The sequence below is a fragment of the Alteromonas sp. I10 genome, from assembly GCF_003201515.1.
Taxonomy (GTDB): domain Bacteria; phylum Pseudomonadota; class Gammaproteobacteria; order Enterobacterales; family Alteromonadaceae; genus Alteromonas; species Alteromonas macleodii.
Map to the genome: position 1 here is coordinate 126218 of NZ_QJJN01000004.1, position 16709 is coordinate 142926.

Genomic DNA, 16709 nt, shown 5'->3' on the forward strand with positions numbered 1-16709 from the left:
CCGATACGCAATGAAAGGGCAATGCCTGTTGCAATGAAGCAGCACTGTTCAACGGGATAGAAAGACAGCACTCGAAGCTACTGAATGACGGTTTTTAGCGAAAATTTGAGCATAAGAGTGGTTCAATACTACTGTCTAACTAGATCACCCTTAATAACTGGTTTATAGTTTGTAAAGTTAGGAATAGAACAACGTTAAAAACAATACTCAGTCAGACACTTAGGCGAAGGGTAAGAACTCTAAAAAGCGCAAATAAATCTTACTGCTAAGTTCATAAAGACTGTAAAACGCTAGCTTGATTATTAATGGTTTCAAGGTGGCTTAAGAATAAAAATAAAAGCCAATATTTTCTTCCGTACTGATTGGCTAGAAAATCCGCCCATACGTCTCGGGTGGTAAAGACGCTTGAGGGCATATAGGACTGCTATGAAATTGCATTTGACGGGCTTACTTTTACTAACACTTTGTTTGTCTGGCCCTATTATCACTGTAGATGCACAAGAACGCGCTACCTTCTTAAAAGGTCCCAAAGACGCAACTGATCAGTATTCGGGCCTAGAATATGGCCCTATCGACGCCAACGATACTCTATGGCGTATTGCCGAGCGTTACCGCCAAAACAATAACCTGAGTGTGTATCAGGTTATGACCGCTATTTACGAGCTCAATCCAAACGCATTCGAAAACGGCAATTTAAATTTATTAGTTGATGGTGCGGTATTAAAGTTACCATCAGAGCGGTATATCGCCAGAATTGATAAGCAAAAAGCCCAGATGCGCGCTGAGCAGGATGATAGAGCATTTGCTGAAATGCTTAATAAACCTGGCAGTAGCGTGAGAAACATCAAGCCTGCATCTCCTTTAGTCAATCAACAAGACTTGACGCAAACCCAAACTGATATTGAGCAGAAAATCACTCGCTTGGATCAGGAGCAAACCCGACAATTCGACGAACTGCGTATGCAGTTTGCAGCCTCACTGGAAAATGTTGAAGCGATTCTTAACGAAAACAGACGCTTGTACGAGCGGGTTGAGGCTGTTAATGGCGAGCTAGAAACCTTGCGTGGGCAAGTCGAAGGTGATGTTAAGAGCCAGCTTGATATGCAAGTGGCGCTTCAGCAAGAATTGCTCGACATGATCAAGGCCGAGCAAGCGCAGCGCGAAGCAGAAAAGCAGTCTTCATTTTTAAGCGCACTTACCAGCCCTTTGAGTCTAATTATAGGTTCGGCAATTCTGTCACTATTGTTGGTTGGTGGCCTTATCATGTGGCTGCTCAAACGCAACAGTAAGCCTGAAGAAGCGCCTGCAGCTGCCCCGACAATTACAGCTGATAATGATGAAGTGCCGGTACCTGATTCTGACATTGGCGATCTATCAAGCGCATTGGCATCCGATTTTGATGATAAAGCAGAGTTATCAGATGACGATTTATTTAATGACGACGACTTGCTCGATGACGTACTTACCTCAGATTTAGAAGAAAGCCTAGATGATGAGTTAGAAACCTTCGCCGATCTTGAGGACGATATGTTGGTGCCAGACGATGGCAGTGATGACTTGTTTGAGGCAGGCGATGATGAACTAGATCAAAGCGAACTGGATAGCCTGTTCGACGACGATGACTTGTCAGATAAAGTATTAAACGAAAACGACGCAGACGACCTTGAAGGCTTCGACCTTTCGGGGGATGACGACATCTTTGATGAAGATTCTGAAGAAAGCGAGTCAGAGACGGCGGGTGCTGAAGAGCCTGCATCGGCAGATGACGATGATTTTGACATTGACGACTTACTCGATAATGTTCAAAGCCAAGATACAACAGAATCTGAAAGTGACGAGCTAGATGAGGCGGGCGACGTAGACCCTGACGATATCCTTGCCGAGGTTAACGGAGCTGCAGAATCTGAAAATGTTGACGAAGACGATATCGACGCGTTGCTTGCTAGTTCGGTTGATTCATTGCCTGACACCGAAGAAGACGACGGTTTGGAAAGCGTTGCATCATTGCCGAGCGTGGAAGATGAAGACGATAAGCCTGAAATCAGTATTGACGATTTGCTAGAAGAACACGGCGTTGATGCAGGCCTTACTGATGAGCTAGATAGCAACGATGACCTTATCAATGAGGATATGCTGAGCAAGCTAGATGATGAGATTAATCAGCAAAATAAAGAAATAGATAAAATCACCGACGATTTGCTAAACGAAATTGAGCAAATCGAAATGATGGGTGGTCTAGGCGACGAATATGACGAAGACGAGGATGATATTGAGGAAGAAATAACAACGTCTTCGCCGTCGCCGCAGTCTATTCAGAGTCTTGATGCCATTACTGATGATTTGGACGAAATTGTCACTGACGAAATAGAAACTAACGCGGACTTCAGTGACCCTCTGTCCGATGAGCTTATTGCAGAGTTACAGGCGGAAGATGAGCTTGCTGAAGAGCCCTCAGCGGATCAAATGCCATCAGCGGATCAATCGACCTCAGCAGAGCAAGAGCATTTAGAGGATGAAAATAACTCGGCTGATGACGAGGCTGAAGAAAATGACCCAAGCGCATTACCTTCTGATAATGATGGAGACGGTGACTTTGACGACCCGTTTACCGACGAGTTACTTGCAGAACTAGAAGCAGAATTGGAAGGTGAGCCTGAAGTTAGCCCCGAACCCCATGATGAAGATTTGGACCTTGATGATTCAGAAAGTGAAGATAACGACGATGATTTTAGCGACCCGTTAACTGACGAGTTGCTTGCCGAATTAGAAGCTGAGGAGTCTAAAGGCAGTGAAGATGTAGATCTGCTGACAGACGAGCTACTTTCTGAACTTGAATCCGAAATAGAACCTGATGATGAAACAGACGCAGAGTTTGAATCTGAAGTCGAGATTGAGTCAGAAGGAGAAGTGGCACTTGATTCTGAGCCAGAGCTAGAGGCGGAAGCCGAAGGTGAAACGGAGTCAGAACTAGATTCAGAGCCAGAATTTGGCACTGAAGTGGAAGCAGAACAAGACGCTGAGATTGAGCCTGAATTAGAGGCGGAACTTGAGTCTGAGCCAGAGCCGGAGTCAGAGCTTGAATTTGAAGCTGAGCCTGAGCTTGAACCTGACTTAGAACAGGATTTCGCAGCTGAAACAGAACAGGACCACGAAGCTGAAGATAAAGCTGAACCTGAAGCCGACTTGGAAGATGAAGTAGAGCTAGAGGCGGAAGCCGAAGGTGCAACGGAGTCAGAACTAGATTCAGAGCCAGAGTTTGGCACTGAAGTAGAAGCAGAACAAGACGCTGAGATTGAGTCTGAATTAGAAGCGGAACTTGAGTCTGAGCCTGAGCCGGAATCAGAGCTAGAATTTGAAGCTGAGCCTGAGCTTGAATCTGAATTAGAGCAGGATATCGATTCTGAAACAGAACAAGACCAGGAATCAGAAGATAAAGTTGAAACTGAAGCTGAGCCTGAAGCCGACTCGGAAGATGAAGCAGAGCTAGAGGCGGAAGCCGAAGGTGAAACGGAGTCAGAACTAGATTCAGAGCTAGAATTTGAAGCTGAGCCTGAGCTTGAACCTGAATTAGAACAGGATATCGATTCTGAAACAGAACAAGACCAGGAACTAGGAGAAAAAGCTGAACCTGAAACTGAAGCTGAACCTGAAGCCGACTTGGAAGATGAACTAGAGCTAGAACCTGAAGCCGAGACAGAACTGGAGCCAGAAACTGACGTAGAGCTAGATTCCGAAACCGTTGATGAAGACGCCGAAGAAAGAGCGGAGGAAACGTCAGACGATCCACTAGATGACGCTATTGAAGCGTTTGAAAGACAGATGATGGATGATATTCCTTCGTTCAGTCAGATGGATACGGAAGAGCCATCAGCGCAGGAAAAGCCCTCAGCGCCAACAGAGCCAGCGGAAGATGCTTCAGCAGCAGACAGTGATGAATACGACGACAGCCTGTTAAACGCTGCGTATGACGAAGTAGAAAGCTTTGAATTAGAGCAAGAAATTGACGGTGTAGTAGACGGTGAAGATGAAGGTGACGAAATATCATCAGAATCTAGTGCTGCTGAAGAATCGAGTTCACCTGAAGAAACTGATTTAAACCAAAGCGATTCAGATAAGAACAGCGAAGAAGACTTTAACGAACTTGACGATGTTCCTGGCCTTGACGACTGGCTGTCTGCTTCCGATGACGACGATCATGTAGACGACAACGAGATTCTTGACGATCTTGACAGTGCGGAATTCGATGAGCTTCTTCAAAGTCTTGAGTCAGACGCTATTGTTGATACAAGTGATGTCGACACCAGTGAAATTGAAAGTGATGACGACGGTCAGGATCCAGAAGCATCTTCAGCAGAGAGTGAAGATACTTTCGAACTTGAGCAGGAAGATGATGAAGCCACATTCGAGTTAGAAGGGAGTGACGACAACCTTGGATTCGACGAAAGCGATGATACGTTTGAACTAGACGAAGAAGATGAAACCTTTGAGCTAGACGAAGATGGTGCTTTTGAGTCTGAGCAAGAAGACGACGAAGATACTTTCGCCCTTGAAGAAGATGATTCGGAACTTGCATTAGACGACCTTGAAATTCCAGATGATGTGGAATTGGATATTGCCACGCCAACTGAAATTGAAGAGGACGAACAAGAGGCTCAATCCGTTGAGACTGAAAAGGCTCAAGAGGATGATCTTAAACTCGATAACCCTGATTTAGATCTTGCCGCCTTACTTAGTGATGTCGATGGTGAAAGTGACGCGCAAACGCCACCAGAAGACTTCCTTGATGTAGAGGCTTTAATGGACGATGGCGATGATGCAGACGCTATTGACCCGGATAGCCAAGCGCTAGATCTTGATGTAAGTTTATCTGACTTCACAGGTGTATCTGATGAAGATACGGTGATTGATATAGATAAAGACGCAGGGCAGAACGCTAACCTGGACTTAGCTCGCGCTTATATTGAAATGGACGATGTGGACGCTGCAAAAGAGTTGCTTGAAGAAGTAATGAAAGAGGGTAGCGAAGAGCAAAAACAGGAAGCCGCATCGATTTTAGCGAATATTGCTTAAGTAGTTTGCTCTTATGCGCATAACCGCGCTCTCGTTTGAGATTTTGGACGGCCTGTGTATTTATAAGATACGCAGGCCGTTTTTGTTTTAGGTGAAGAACATTTATTTTCTATGACCTAAAAGGGTTTTGCGTATTAGCGGCATTGCATGTTGCAAGCGACATGACTACACTTAGCGCCTTTTCAGAAACGGGGTAATACAGATATGGGGCGAATTGCCTTAGGGATTGAATACGACGGTGCTGCTGTATACGGATGGCAACGCCAGCGTGAAGTACCAAGTGTTCAAGAACATCTTGAAAAGGCACTATCGACAGTAGCCAACGAACCCATTGAAGTGCAATGCGCTGGACGTACCGATGCTGGTGTACATGCTACTGGGCAAGTGGTTCACTTTAACTGTGATGCACCACGCTCAGAGCGCGCTTGGACACTCGGCGTAAATGCGAATCTGCCTAACTCTGTTGCTGTTACTTGGGCAAAGAACGTCAGCGATGACTTCCATGCACGTTTTTCTGCTACCCATCGCCGCTATCGTTACGTTATTCATAATGCGAAAATGCGTCCAGCTATTCTCCATTCCGGTGTTACCCATATCCACCGCGAATTAGACGAGAAAAAAATGCATGTTGCCGCACAAGCATTGCTAGGTGAGCAAGATTTTACCTCGTTTCGCGCAGCGCTGTGCCAAAGTAAAACACCATTTCGCAACGTTACTGATGTAAGCGTATATCGCCAAGGGCGATACGTTATTATCGATATTCGCGCCAATGCATTCTTGCATCATATGGTTCGCAATATCACGGGCGCGCTTGTTGAGATTGGGGCAGGGGAGCAAGATGTAAATTGGATAGCTCACTTATTAAGCCTGAAAGACAGAAGCAAATCTGCAGCCACGGCGAAGCCAAATGGGTTGTACTTGGTTGACGTCACATACCCTGACGAGCATGGTTTACCTAAGCCGCCTTTAGGACCACTATTCCTTCCAGAAGCCTAATCTATCTACCTTCGCCTTTAAATTTTTCAATCTGAGTTAGCTGCACATCGGCAAGCAGTTAACTCAGGTTGTATTGAAGCGTGTATCTTCAAATCATCCCTTGCCAACTTCTAAGACCAGTTTTGTTTTTTCCATTTCGTTGTATTGTGGTCTAATAGCGCGCTATATTAGGTAGCTGTTCTATTGTGTTACGTATTTTTTCTTTGTAATACAGTATGAAACTTAAAAAATTAATGTGTTGTTGACCACAAGTATGAACAAACATCAATCGTCATGGTCGGCAAACAAAAAACAAAGGATTCAATTTCCATGAGCTGGATTCAAAAAATTCTTCCTCGCACGCAAACATCAACCAAAGGTAACGTACCAGAAGGTATCTGGACGAAGTGTGGTTCATGCCAAGCAGTGCTGTATAAGAGCGAACTGGAAAAACTTCAGGAAGTTTGCCCTAAATGTGACCATCACATGCGTATTACGGCACGCCGCCGTATCGATGCGTTCCTAGATGATGGCGATCGCGTTGAGTTAGGTGCAGAGCACGAGCCGCAAGACGTACTTAAGTTTAAAGACTCTAAGCGCTATAAAGACCGTATCGTTGCTGCACAAAAGGCGACAAACGAAAAAGACGCACTAGTGGTAATGCAGGGCAAGCTAAAAGGTATGCCGGTAGTGGTTGCGTGTTTTGAGTTTGCGTTTATGGGCGGCTCAATGGCATCGGTTGTAGGGGCTCGCTTCGTTGCTGCTGTTAATGCATGCTTAGAAAACGATATGCCGCTTATTTGCTTTAGTGCTAGTGGCGGTGCGCGTATGCAAGAAGCACTGATGTCGCTAATGCAAATGGCTAAAACATCTGCAGCGCTTGCTAAAATGAGTAAGAAAGGCCTGCCTTATATTAGTGTACTTACAGACCCTACAATGGGTGGTGTATCTGCAAGTTTGGCGATGCTTGGTGACGTAAACGTAGCCGAGCCAAAAGCGCTAATCGGCTTTGCGGGTCCTCGCGTAATCGAACAAACAGTAAGAGAAAAGCTGCCTGAAGGTTTCCAACGCAGTGAGTTCCTTGTTGAGAAAGGTGCAATTGATATGATTGTTGACCGCAGAGATATGCGTGATAGATTACACAGCCTGTTGGTTAAGTTGCATTATAAGAATTAGTGAATAACGAAAACAATCTAAATACTGGCTCAGCGCCACACGCAGAAAACGCTTCAGCGTCTTCATCTTCGCAAAAAAGCCTGAGCCAGTGGTTATCCTACCTAGAATCTATTCATCCTAGCGCCATCGATATGGGGCTAGACAGAGTGAAAGAAGTGGCCAATGCCATGGCACTTTCACTTAGCCAGTCTTTGGTTATTACTGTTGCAGGCACAAACGGTAAAGGCACAACGTGCCGCTTACTTGAGCAGGCCATGCTTTCGCAAGGCAAAAGTGTTGCGGTATACAGTTCACCCCATTTAACCGACTATCGTGAACGCGTGCGTTACAACGGCGAATTACCGCCTGCCGATGAATTTGTAAATGCATTTGAGTTTGTTGAAAGCGCGCGAAAAGACACGGGTGGCGAACCTATTACTCTAACTTACTTTGAGTTCGGTACACTGGCTGCCATGAAAATGATGCAGTCATGGGCTGTTGATGTGGTCATTCTTGAAGTAGGCCTAGGCGGACGTTTGGATGCCACCAACATTATTGATCCCAATCTAGCTGTTATTACGACTATCGATCTTGACCATCAAGATTGGCTTGGTAATACCCGCGAAAAAATTGCTCGGGAAAAAGCGGGCATTATGCGCAAAAGCGGCAATGCAGTAGTTGGTGAGCTGTTTCCTCCATCATCGCTTTACGATGTGGCTAACGAGCTACAAGCTAACGTACGTTGGGCTACACAAGATTTCGAAACAGTGGTAGCAAGTGATTACAGTGAGTGGAGCTGGAAAGGGAAGAGCAATAGTTATACGTCGCTACCTTATCCTAAAATTCCACTTCAAAATGCGAGTACAGCGTTGGCCGCGCTGGAGCTACTAGATTTGCTGCCCGAAGAAAGCGTGGTAAGAGATATTATTGAGAACACCACCATGCCGGGGCGCCAGCAGACTATCAGTGATTCCCCGTTAGTAGTTGTAGACGTTGCCCATAATCCACAAGCGACGACAGCTATGCAAGATTGGCTAAACCGTTACGATGTAAGCCAAATGCGCGTTGTGGTGGGCATGCTAAAAGATAAGTCTATTGCAGAGACCTTAGCGCCACTGGCGACACTTAATGCCAAGTGGTACGTAGCGTCAACGAGTGGTCCTCGGGGCTGCAGGGCAGAAGTACTTGAAAATGCACTTGTTAATGCCGGCACAACCATAGAGAATATAGACACGTTTCAGGACGTGACCTCGGCATATCAGCGCGCGCTTGCAGATTATCAAACTGGTGAACTTATTCTCGTTTTTGGTTCTTTTGTTACCGTAGCAGACGTGCTTGCTGAGCAAAACTAACACGCGCATTGTAGAGTAAAACCGTGTATTCAAGCAGGAGAGCACAGTGACATCGGCATTAAAGAATAGACTGGTGGGGACAATTATTGTTGTCGCCCTAGCGGTAATCTTTTTACCAGACTTTCTTGATGGCAAAAAGCAAACAAACAGAGAACCTTTTGTCTCTGTACCTGCTAATCCGCCTAAAAAGCCCATCGTAGAGCCAGAATCTTTTCCATCAGAGCGCGTGGCGAAAGCTGCGGTGCCAGCGGTTGAAATTCAAGATGAAACGGCATTAGATGATGATCTGGATTCTTCTGGCGCAGGGGAAAGTGGTCGTGCAGGTGAAGCCACTACCGCAAAAGCGCCATCGGTGAAAACCTTTGAAGAAGAGGACAATCTAGCAAGCCAAACGGTGGTTAACACAAAAAGTGCCGCAGACGATGACGCTGGTTGGGTTATTCAACTTGGCAGCTTCCGACACGAGAAAAACGTGAAGGCACTGCTGACGAAACTGGAAAAGGCTGGGTATCGTGCGTTTAGTCGCAAAATTCAAACCAGTTCTGGCCCGCTTAATAAAGTTTTCGTTGGCCCAGATTTAGACAAGAAAAAACTGGAATCGGCACTACCTCACTTAAAGGAACTCACGAGTCTTAAAGGTAAGGTCACTACGTTCAAAGTTGAATAGTGCGCATTGTTCCTGGTGCTAGTCGAATTAAGCACGGACAGAGCAACAGGGATTGGTATTACAGACTAGTAATATTTTTATCTTCTGTTAGAATGCGCGCCATCTCGCCAAAGGCTCGTTGCTTTACGATAAAAAGCAACATCAACGCAATAAAGAGACGATGAACTGGGTAGACTTTTCCATACTGGGTATCATTGCGGTATCTACCTTAATAAGCCTGATCAGAGGGTTTGTTAAAGAAGCCATCTCGTTAGTGGTATGGTTTGCTGCACTCTTTATTTCAAGCAATTTCTACGCTGACCTCGCCGTTTACTTCACAGCCATTGACGATCCTTACTTAAAAAACGGTGCTGCAATTGCAGCATTGTTTGTCACCACGCTCATTCTTGGCGGCATGATCAATTACGTGATTAGCCAATTGGTTCAGGCAACAGGGCTGTCTGGAACAGATAGGGCCCTCGGTATAGTTTTTGGCGCACTGCGTGGCGTGCTTATAGTTAGCGCATTGCTCTTTTTTATGGATACCTTTACTGGTGCAGCTTCCTCAGATTGGTGGCAAGCATCGGTACTCATTCCAGAGTTTGGTGTCATCATTGAGTGGTTTTTCAGCTATGTGAAAGACTCCTCCAGTTTCTTAAATCCCGCTTGAAATAGGTAACGCACATGTGTGGTATAGTCGGAATAGTTGGTAAAACGCCCGTAGCTCAGTCACTGTACGACGGTCTAACGGTTATTCAACACCGTGGACAGGATGCCGCAGGCATAATGACTATCGACCAAAATATGTTTAATTTGCGTAAGGCAAATGGTTTGGTTCGAGATGTTTTCCATACGCGTCATATGAAGAGACTGTCTGGCAACATGGGTATTGGCCATGTTCGCTATCCTACCGCGGGTACATCAAGCTCTGCAGAGGCGCAACCGTTTTATGTGAACTCGCCGTTTGGTATTGCCTTTGCTCATAACGGCAACCTCACCAACGCCCATGAGCTGCAGGAAGAAGTATTCCGCATTGCACGCCGCCACATCAACACCACCTCAGATTCAGAATTACTGCTTAACATTCTTGCGCATGAACTGCAGCAGGTAGCAGGTTTAAGCGTAAGTGCCGAACACATTTTTGAAGTGGTAACGAAAGTTCATAAGAAAATTCGTGGTGCCTACGCAGTCGTTGCGGCGATCATCGGCCAAGGTATTGTAGCGTTTCGCGACCCGCACGGTATTCGTCCTCTAGCACTCGGTAAGCGTATGAGCGAGCTGGGTGAGGAATGGATGGTGGCATCTGAAAGCGTGGCGCTTGATGCTGTTGGCTTCCAGTTTGTGCGCGATGTAATGCCAGGTGAAGCGGTATTTATTACCGAAGAGGGTCAACTGCACACCAGACAGTGCGCCGAGAATCCAGTAACCTCTCCGTGTATCTTTGAGTTTGTTTACTTTGCTCGCCCAGATAGCTTTATAGATGGCATTTCAGTCTATGCATCGCGTGTAAACATGGGCCGTAAGCTAGGTGAAAAAATTAAGCGCGAATGGGCAGATCTGGATATCGACGTGGTTATTCCTATTCCTGAAACGTCGATGGATGTGGCGCTTCAAATCGCGAACACACTGGATTTGCCATATCGCCAAGGCTTCGTTAAAAACCGCTATATTGGTCGTACTTTCATTATGCCTGGCCAAACCATGCGTAAAAAATCAGTACGCCGTAAGCTAAACGCAATCTCATCTGAGTTCAAAGGTAAGAGTGTACTACTTGTCGATGACTCTATCGTGCGCGGCACTACATCGGGTCAAATCATTGAGATGGCGCGTGAGTCAGGTGCGAAGAAAGTATACTTTGCGTCAGCTGCTCCAGAAATTCGTTTCCCAAATGTGTATGGTATTGATATGCCATCGGCAAACGAGTTGATTGCTTATGGTCGTGAAATCGATCAAATTGCAGAGCTTATCCAAGCAGATGGCCTTATCTTCCAAGACATTTCTGACTTGGTGGATGCCGTTCGCGAAGAGAACGAAACCATTCAGCGTTTTGAAACGTCAGTGTTTGATGGTAACTATATTACTGCGGATATCGACCAAGAGTACCTTGAGCGAATTGATATGTCGCGCGGTGAAGCGTCAAGAAAAGCGCCAGTGGTACAAGCAGAGCTTAGCAATCTTGATGTGCATAATATTGATGCCGCTGATTAATGTAAGACGCTCTTTGATATAGCAAAAAGCCGCTTTTTAAAGCGGCTTTTTTAATGCTTTATTTCAATGAAAGAGGCTAGTGAACAAATACTGGTCCGCCGGACAGTCCCCATACCAAAACTGAACCTGTCATTAGAATAACGAGCAATACTAGCCCACATGTCACTACCGAGCTTGAGTAAATGAACCCTTTATCTTCTGGCATATGCATCAAAATTGGCACGCCAGAGTAGAGCAGGTATACCGAATAGCTAATACCGACTAACAGCGCCGTCATCACTACCCAGAGTTCTGGGTAAAGACCTGCGAAGCCCACCATAAACAACGGTGTAGCCGTGTAGGCCGCAAGTTCCAGCGACTGCGTATAAGTTGGCGTCGCATCAAACGCTTTAGCCAACTCATGAATAAGTACAGCCAATGCGACCACGCCTGCAATTAAGCCAAAATACATGCCTATACCCATCATAATGGCGGTATTTTCGCTAAGGCGAATTATGTCACCTGCGCCGATACTCCAGCCAGTATGGGCACTGGAATAATAGGCCACGAGTGATGGAATGAGAGATATAAAAGCGATATGGGTAAGCGCGTAAAAATAGGTTTCGTGTTTGGTATCAATGGTTTGCCACTCTTCTTTTGGATGAGTGTAAATACCAATTAGATGATTCAAAATCATAAAGTCCTGCCTTGTTCACCAACGTTATTATTTTAAAAAATATTGTTGTGAGGCAGGGAGAACACACGGACTAACCGTAAAACCAAGGAGACACAAACATAGCGCAAAGCGCCAAACACTGCCGTTAACAATATGTTTACAAATTGAGTGTGCAGCAGAATTACTAAACCGTCAATATAAATTGATTAATTTATAAACGGATGCAAAGCGTTAACTTAAGCGTGGTGCACCTGAGTGGAAACGCAATTCGTCATCGTCGCTTTCAATCAGCGATTTTTCCACGCTTCCGAAGTGGGCAACGCGCTCTGAAATATCGGTTTTAGCGATCTGCCCAGCAAGGGTGAGGTAGTCTTCAAAATGTCTGGCTTCTGAACGCAGCAATGACACATAGAACTTACCTAAATCTTCGGAAACATACGGCGCAAGTTTGGCAAAGCGTTCACAGGAGCGCGCTTCAATGTAGGCACCACAAATGAGCTTGTCGATGAGCTTTTCAGGTTCGTAAGTGCGTACGTGACGCAATAAGCCATTTGCGTAACGACTGGATGTTACCGACTTATATTCAAACCCCAACTCGTGCATAATTTCTAGCACTTGGTAAAAATGATGAAGCTCTTCTTTAATTAGCATGACCATTTTATCAAGCATGTCTTTTTTAAAAGGGTCTAGCCCTTCTGTGTTAAATACATTTTTGGAAAGGTGCTTAGTATTAAGCGATTGCCAATCGCCTTCGTGGCGGTAAGTGAAGTCTTCGTAAGGTTTCAACCAGCCCAGCAATACCTTACTGGTTTCCTCATCGGCTACATAGCGGCGAAGTAGGTACATAGCCGACTGAGCCGCTTTAAGCTCGCAAATTAGGTGGTCAGTAAGGATAACGCGAAGGTTTTCCTCTTTCTGCGCTTCGTCTATCCACGACTGTGGCGTCTCGCAATGTAAAAAGGCATTGATTGGTGAAAGTAGAGACGTGACTTCAGAAGTGGAGATTACAGACATGTTGAAACTCAATTTTAAGTGCTACGGTTTTTCAGTTACATTTGAATTTGGTTGCTGCCAACGCTAGTCTCGGCAGTTTCGGTTTATAAAAGTACAAAATTCAGCGTATCTAAATTGAACCGCAATTTTACTTGATACCTACAAGCCCTTACAACTTAAAATAGAGACCAATAAATTACAAAATGAATTATCTTGCCCATCTTTTCTTAGCCCGACCAACCGCCGATTCTCAATTCGGTAACTTACTCGGAGACTTCAGGCGGGGTGTTGATATTAAAGAGTTTGGACAAGCGGTACAGCTAGGTCTCAAAAACCACTATGAAGTGGATAGGTTCACCGACAGTCATACCAGCGTCTTAGCAGCAAAGGCGTTATTTCATAAAAGTCGTCGGCGCTTTGCACCTGTGGCGCTGGATATCTACTTCGATCACCTGCTAATTAAACATTGGGCGTCGTTTACAGCACAGGGTTTTGACGACTTCAGAAAACAGAGTTTCGCATTGTTAGAACAGCGATTGCCCACTATGCCAAGAACGATGCAGCACAGTGTTGGGCATATGATAACCCATGACTGGTTTGAAGATTATGCTAAGGAAGAGGGCATTGCTAAGGCGATTGCTGTGGTTGCTAAACGTATTCGTTTCCCCAACACGTTTCATCTTGCTGTGGATGATATTAATGCGAACAGAGACGAGATTGAAGCGAGATTCTTAACGTTTTTCCCTGAACTCATTACACACATAAAAATCAATGGCCCTGAGAATATTTGAAAGGCTTAACCGTGTTACAGAAATGTATCGAAGAAATTGGTCGTTTTGTCGTTCATTGCTAAGCTGTCATGTGAACAGCGATATAGTAAAGCGTGCAATACAAAGACAACACAAAAAAGATAAAATTAACGACACTCAAAGATAATAATGATGAATATTCAATCCTTAGTTAGAAATACATCGCCCGTATTATTAAGTCTGGGTAAAAATAAGCACAAAGCGCAATCGCACGCGACCCTAGCATGGTTAACGGCAGCCTTAATTGCTTTTGTAAGCTTAACTACCAGTGCTTCAGCGCAAGAAGAAAGCGCATCTGCCCATGCTCGTTCAATAAAAATTGATAGCAGTGTAGTGACAGAGCACGAAACTAAAATCCTAGGCAAGCGCGTAAAGTACAGTGCTACCACGGGTACTCAACCGGTTTGGAACAGTAAAGACGAAGCGGTTGCCACTTTGTTTTACACTTACTATCAGCGCACTGACGTAAAAGAGAATACTGAGCGCCCGCTTATTATTTCTTTTAACGGTGGTCCAGGCTCTGCGTCAGTGTGGATGCATGTAGCCTACACAGGCCCTCGTATTCTTAATATTGACGATGAAGGCTATCCAGTTCAGCCCTATGGTGTTCAAACCAACCCTTACTCCATTTTGGATGTGGCAGACATTGTGTTTGTTAACCCAGTGAATACAGGGTACAGCCGTGTGCTGCCTAAAGCTGACGGCAGCATGCCATCGCAAGATGAACAGCAGAAAATGTTCTTTGGTGTAAACGCCGATATTAGCTATTTGGCAGACTGGGTGAATACTTTTGTAACGCGTAATAATCGCTGGCGTTCACCTAAATATCTTATCGGTGAAAGTTACGGCACGACGCGTGTGTCAGGATTAGCATTAGAGCTTCAAAATCGCCAATGGATGTACTTAAACGGCGTTGTGCTTGTATCGCCAACCGATATTGGTATAGAGCGCAACGGGCCGGTAAAAGCCGCTAATCGACTGCCTTATTTTGCTGCCGCGGCGTGGTATCACAATAAGCTTGAACCCGCGTTGCAAAACAAAGATCTTACTGAGCTATTGCCTGAAGTTGAAGACTTCACCATCAATACGCTTATTCCTGCTCTGGCCAAAGGTGGCTTCATTGGTGAAACGGAAAAGCGCGATGTGTTAAAGCAAATGGCGCGCTATTCTGGGTTAAGTGAAGCGTCTATTGCGCAAAACAACTTAGACGTGAGCACTGCATTTTTCTGGAAAGACTTGCTGCGCGACGAAGGGAAGACGCTAGGTCGTTTAGACAGCCGCTATTTGGGTATAGATGCTAAGCAAAGCGGCGACCGCCCTGACTATTGGGCTGAGCTAACATCATGGCTTCATTCGTTCACGCCCGCTATTAATTACTATTTGCGTGAAGAGTTAAACTACAAAACTGATATTAAGTACAACATGTTTGGAAACGTGCACCCATGGGATAGAAGCAATAATCAAACGGGTGAGAACTTGCGATTGGCCATGGCGCAAAACCCGTATCTGAATGTGATGATTCAAGCTGGCTATTACGACGGCGCAACGAACTACTTTGATGCCAAGTATACGATGTGGCAGCTCGATCAAAGTGGCAATTTAAAGGACCGTTTGAGCTTTAAGGGATATCGCAGCGGCCACATGATGTATCTGCGTCGCGACGATTTAAAACAGTCCAACCAAGACCTACGCGAGTTTATTAAAATGAGCACACCAGGCAAAGGCATACCTGCTGAATACAAGCGATAGTGAAAGGCAAATCGCTTAGTTGATAATAGGTATTCTCACGTTATTGGGCTGTCATTACTTGATTAACGTAACGACAGCCGTTTGTCATTTGTGAGAGTACTGTGGTTTGCACCTCTAATGTCAGCTTAAGCGACTAGTTTTTACTCTCTACAACTACACCAGCTTCCTTGAGCTGCGCTAAACATTCAGCGCAGCGCTCTTTCAGCATATCTCTGAATAGTCTTACTGCTGGAGTAATAGATTGGCGGCTAGGGCAAATCAGCCAAAGCTGTTTCGGTTTAGGTTGATATTCGGGCAACAAGGTTACAAGTCGACCCTTTAAAATGTCGTCGCACGCATCTAAGCCAGATTTAACAGCAACACCTTTACCCGCGACGGCCCAACGCTTTACTATTTCTCCGTCGTTTGCGGTTCTGTTGCCTCGCATTTTTATCTTCAGCGGTGTCCCTTTGTGAAAAAACTCCCATTCGTTATATACCTTGTCATGTAGTTGGTAAAAAAGCCCGTTGTGTGTTTGCAAGTCTTCAAATTTTTCAGGGGCACCATGAGAGCTGATATAAGATGGGGAGGCAACAAGTAAACTTGGTACATTACAAATTTTGAAACCGTATACATTCGCATCGGTTGGAGTACCGTACCTTAGCGCTAAATCGACGGGATCGCGATAAAAGTCGATGTTGCTGTCACTCAGGTTGAGCTTTACGGTTATTTTGTCATGCAAATCCATAAAGTCATCTAGCCACGGCGCAATCACATTTCGGCCTAAATCAGACGATAAACCTAACCTAAGCTCGCCCTCAATCACGCCTGTATCGCCCTTTAAGTTCTGCTTGGCATTAGCCAGCATTGACATGGCTTCTTGGCACGTTGGCAAAAACCTTTCACCCGCAGACGACAGACGTAGTGAGCGTGTAGTACGAACAAATAATTCGGCACCAAGGGCCTGTTCTACGCGTTTGACCGCAGCACTTGCGGTTGCTGTACGCATATTCAAATGTGTCGCTGCTGCAGTAATGTTTCTAAATTCAGCAACTTTTATTACTACATTCAAGTCGTCGAGTAACATGGCTTTCAAAAACTATTTGATAATGTTTCTT

The 16709-nt window shown here is 45.2% G+C and carries 12 protein-coding genes; 9 read left to right on the forward strand and 3 right to left on the reverse strand.

What is annotated here, in order from left to right; translation table 11 throughout:
- Nucleotides 1-426 precede the first annotated feature (426 nt).
- The 7 genes from BZA03_RS09595 (at nucleotide 427) to purF (ending at nucleotide 11406) form a co-directional block, all read left to right on the forward strand.
- The gene (locus tag BZA03_RS09595; protein WP_110288635.1) at nucleotides 427-5070 is read left to right on the forward strand and encodes a FimV/HubP family polar landmark protein; all 4644 of its coding nucleotides are present in this window, start codon (nucleotides 427-429) and stop codon (nucleotides 5068-5070) included.
- Between the two features lie 204 nt (nucleotides 5071-5274).
- Complete coding sequence (gene truA, locus BZA03_RS09600) at nucleotides 5275-6066, forward strand: tRNA pseudouridine(38-40) synthase TruA (protein WP_014949946.1); 792 nt, start codon at nucleotides 5275-5277, stop codon at nucleotides 6064-6066.
- Nucleotides 6067-6375: 309 nt separating this feature from the next.
- Nucleotides 6376-7221, forward strand: coding sequence for an acetyl-CoA carboxylase, carboxyltransferase subunit beta (gene accD / locus BZA03_RS09605; RefSeq protein WP_014949945.1), 846 nt, complete (start codon nucleotides 6376-6378; stop codon nucleotides 7219-7221).
- Nucleotides 7221-8552: a bifunctional tetrahydrofolate synthase/dihydrofolate synthase gene (gene folC / locus BZA03_RS09610; protein WP_110288636.1), complete on the forward strand. Its 1332-nt coding sequence runs from the start codon at nucleotides 7221-7223 to the stop codon at nucleotides 8550-8552. Before accD ends, folC begins: the two co-directional genes overlap by 1 nt.
- A 46-nt stretch (nucleotides 8553-8598) precedes the next feature.
- Nucleotides 8599-9219, forward strand: a complete 621-nt coding sequence (locus BZA03_RS09615) for an SPOR domain-containing protein (protein ID WP_110288637.1) — start codon at nucleotides 8599-8601, stop codon at nucleotides 9217-9219.
- Between the two features lie 160 nt (nucleotides 9220-9379).
- Nucleotides 9380-9868 (forward strand): CvpA family protein, encoded by a 489-nt coding sequence (locus BZA03_RS09620; RefSeq protein WP_014949942.1) that lies wholly within the window; start codon nucleotides 9380-9382, stop codon nucleotides 9866-9868.
- A 14-nt stretch (nucleotides 9869-9882) separates the two neighbouring features.
- Nucleotides 9883-11406: an amidophosphoribosyltransferase gene (gene purF, locus BZA03_RS09625; protein WP_014949941.1), complete on the forward strand. Its 1524-nt coding sequence runs from the start codon at nucleotides 9883-9885 to the stop codon at nucleotides 11404-11406.
- 76 nt (nucleotides 11407-11482) lie between these two features.
- Here the strand turns inward: purF and BZA03_RS09630 are convergent, their stop codons facing one another.
- Together BZA03_RS09630 and BZA03_RS09635 are read right to left on the reverse strand one after the other, a co-directional pair.
- Complete coding sequence (locus BZA03_RS09630; RefSeq protein WP_014949940.1) at nucleotides 11483-12082, reverse strand: Yip1 family protein; 600 nt, start codon at nucleotides 12080-12082, stop codon at nucleotides 11483-11485.
- A gap of 210 nt (nucleotides 12083-12292) precedes the next feature.
- Complete coding sequence (locus BZA03_RS09635) at nucleotides 12293-13075, reverse strand: tRNA-(ms[2]io[6]A)-hydroxylase (RefSeq protein WP_110288638.1); 783 nt, start codon at nucleotides 13073-13075, stop codon at nucleotides 12293-12295.
- Between the two features lie 182 nt (nucleotides 13076-13257).
- Here BZA03_RS09635 and BZA03_RS09640 point away from each other — a divergent pair, with 182 nt between their 5' ends.
- Entirely contained in the window at nucleotides 13258-13845 is a 588-nt protein-coding gene (locus BZA03_RS09640; RefSeq protein WP_110288639.1) for an ACP phosphodiesterase, read from the forward strand.
- A 150-nt stretch (nucleotides 13846-13995) separates the two neighbouring features.
- On the forward strand, nucleotides 13996-15612 hold the full coding sequence (locus BZA03_RS09645; RefSeq protein WP_110288640.1) for a S10 family peptidase: 1617 nt from the start codon (nucleotides 13996-13998) through the stop codon (nucleotides 15610-15612).
- Between the two features lie 133 nt (nucleotides 15613-15745).
- Here BZA03_RS09645 and BZA03_RS09650 read toward each other — a convergent pair whose 3' ends face one another.
- Nucleotides 15746-16678: a LysR family transcriptional regulator gene (locus BZA03_RS09650; RefSeq protein WP_181417291.1), complete on the reverse strand. Its 933-nt coding sequence runs from the start codon at nucleotides 16676-16678 to the stop codon at nucleotides 15746-15748.
- Nucleotides 16679-16709 lie beyond the last annotated feature (31 nt).